1 protein-coding gene and 3 pseudogenes are annotated in these 2,773 nt (G+C 61.3%); 3 read left to right on the forward strand and 1 reads right to left on the reverse strand.

The annotated features are described in order from the left end of the window. Nucleotides 1-303: 303 nt before the first annotated feature. The 3 genes and pseudogenes from E4Q23_RS21190 to E4Q23_RS21195 all read left to right on the forward strand — a co-directional run. Nucleotides 304-1,590, forward strand: a pseudogene (locus tag E4Q23_RS21190) (putative transposase); the annotation flags it as partial. Between the two features lie 4 nt (nt 1,591-1,594). Continuing rightward, nucleotides 1,595-1,981 carry a putative transposase gene (locus E4Q23_RS25415; RefSeq protein WP_423753373.1) on the forward strand — a complete coding sequence of 129 codons (387 nt, stop codon included), beginning with the start codon at nt 1,595-1,597 and terminating at the stop codon, nt 1,979-1,981. A 169-nt stretch (nt 1,982-2,150) separates the two neighbouring features. Continuing rightward, a pseudogene (locus E4Q23_RS21195) lies at nt 2,151-2,315 on the forward strand (type II toxin-antitoxin system YafQ family toxin); the annotation flags it as partial. 240 nt (nt 2,316-2,555) lie between these two features. On the opposite strand, the pseudogene E4Q23_RS21200 reads toward E4Q23_RS21195, so the two are convergent. Then, a pseudogene (locus E4Q23_RS21200) lies at nt 2,556-2,773 on the reverse strand (tyrosine-type recombinase/integrase); the annotation flags it as partial.

Genomic DNA, 2,773 nt, shown 5'->3' on the forward strand with positions numbered 1-2,773 from the left:
TAGCCCATACTGAGCCACGTGCAGACGGTCACTGCGGTATTGATGATTCCTGAGCCCATGCGGTGAACTCCTTTTGATTATTCTGTTAACGGCAGGAGAGCGCGAATGTTTAGGCGATCGTCGACGCGCGCCATCGAGCGCCTAGCCGGACAAGGCCTGGCGCAGGGTGTTGAAGCAGGCGCAGGCGCTGTTGGACGACGGACAGACGGTGCCCAGCGCGGCGGCAGAACTGGGGATCAAAAGCGACACCTTGTCGAAAGCGGTGCGCGCGGGGCGGCTGCATGTGGCAGCGGCGAAGGGGCGCTGCGCGCTCGTCGCGAGCACCAAAAGCGAGCGCAGCGCACTCGACAGCAGCGCCCCCGATGGGGGGTTGGGGCCAGCAACGTGGAAGCCCGGGTGGCGGCGAGCGTGGGTGGGCTGAATGCGGTGCTCCCCCAGTTCCAGTTGGCCGTCGACGTGCCACGTGGCGGCGTGCTGTTTGCGCTGCCCGCCCTGCTGGCCGTTGGACTGCTCGAAGGAGCGGAGGGGCTTCCCCTGCCACCGGGCTACTATGGGATTGACAGTCTGTTGATGTTGATCGCTTTCATGGCCTTGGCGCGGCTGGAATCGGTCGAGTCCCTGCGCAGTTGTGCGCCTGGCGAATGGGGCAAGCTGCTGGGTCTGGATCGGATTCCGGAAGTGCGCACCCTGCGCGAGAAGATTCAGCTCCTGAGTCAGGGGGATCAGGCCGAAAAATGGAGTGCCGATTTGTGTCGGCGCTGGATGGAAGCGGCGCCGACAGAAGCGGGCATCCTTTACGTCGACGCGCATGTGCGGGTGTATTACGGCGAGCAGACCAAGCTGCCGCGCCACTACCTCGCGCGGCAGCGGCTGTGCCAGCGGGCGACCGCCGATTACTGGGTCAACGCGATCGACGGACAGCCCTTCTTTCGGGTCACGCAAGCCGTCGATCCCGGCCTGATCAAGGTCCTCGAGGGCGAGATTCTGCCCCGTCTGGAACGGGATATCCCGGGCCAGCCGAGCTCGGAAGTGCTAGCAGCCGAACCGCTGCGCCATCGCTTCACCCTGGTCTTCGATCGCGAAGGCTATAGTCCGGAGTTGTTCAAACGCCTGAAGGCGCGTCGCATTGCCTGTCTCTCCTATCGCAAGTACCCCGGTGACGATTGGTCCGCCGAGGAGTTTGTCGACGGAACGGTCGAGCTGCGCAGCGGTGAACGGGTACGCATGCCACTCGCCGAACGGGGCACGCTTCTCGGTGGCGTGTTGTGGGTACGCGAGATACGCAAGCTCTGTGACAGCGGTCGCCAGGTCGCCCTGATCAGCACGGATTACCAATCCGGCATAGGGCTCTTGGCGGCCACCCTGTTCGCCCGCTGGTCTCAGGAAAATTTCTTCAAGTATGCCCGTGAACACTTTGCCCTGGACCGCTTGGCCGACTATCAGACCGAACAAATTCCTGATACCGCACGCGTCGTTAACCCGGCTCGCAGAACCCTTGACGGCCAGGTGCGCTCGCTGACCAGCAAGCTCAGCCGCCGGCTCGCCGAATTCGGCGCGCTCAACCTCAACGAGACGATTGACCCCGTGAAAGTCGATGCCTTTGTCGCAAAAAAAAGCCGCGGCCCACGACGAGATCGAACATCTGCAGGACGAGCTCAAGACCCTGAAGGAACAACGCAAAGAGACCCCCTCTCATCTCGACATCAAGGACTTGCCGGAAGAAAACCAATTTCGCCGGCTGAGCACCCACAGCAAGCAACTGCTCGACACGCTGAAGATGATTGCCTATCGCGCGGAAACGGCCATGGCCAACATCCTGGCACCCTTTCTCGCGCGCCCGGACGAGGCGCGCAGCTTGCTACGCGCGATCTACACGACCGAAGCCGATTTGCTCCCCGACGTTGAGGCGGGAACCTTGACCGTACGCCTCCACCACATGGCGCATGGCGTGTCTGACCGCGCCGTCCAAAAAACTCTGTGACGAGTTGAACTCTACCGCGACTCTCTTCCCACGCTCCAACCTCCGCTTGATCCTGCAAATCGGTACATCGCAAAATCCGTGAGATCAGGTTGTCTGAGCTTACGGTAAGCAAAGCCTACAAGGTTGAACGCCAAAGAAAGGACAGGACCGACCGCCGCCGTCGCTCCATGATCAGGTTCTGGCCGACAAGCACCACGATCATTCGCTCAGTGGGGATTGGAAGGACCACCGGGATTGTCACGTCAAGCCCAACGTGGTCTTGATTTACAGAAAACCGGACGACAACGTACTCCAGCTCGTCCGTCTCGGTTCGCACAGCGAACTTGGCCTGTGAGCAGCCGGGCTCCGTGACAAGGAAATGAAGGATACGGCGGGCGGAATCACCGATGTGGAACGGGCACTACACGCTCCACATCGACACCAAGGTGATCGACCTGGACCTTGATGCGCTCGTGGCAGGGCCGGCGGGGGGATGACGGAGTTTTCGGCGATATGCAGAGTCCAGGAATATGCAGAATTGCAGGCGTGGGAGCCTTGTGCTGACGGCCATGTCGGCTCCCATCGCTCAGCATATTCAAGCGCCCCGCAGCGAGGCGATCAGTTTGTCTGGCGCCCGGAACCGTCCTTTTTTTTAGTGAGAGCGGCACAACGGCGCTCATTGCATCCAGCTTTTCTGTTGGGTCCGCCCGCAAGTAAATTTCGGTCGTCTGGATGTCTGCATGGCCGAGCCAGAGCGAGACTTTGCGGATATCCCCCGTTGCCTGCAACACCATCATCGCGGCGCTGTGCCTC

The organism is Candidatus Accumulibacter phosphatis (assembly GCF_012939955.1).
GTDB lineage: Bacteria > Pseudomonadota > Gammaproteobacteria > Burkholderiales > Rhodocyclaceae > Accumulibacter > Accumulibacter delftensis.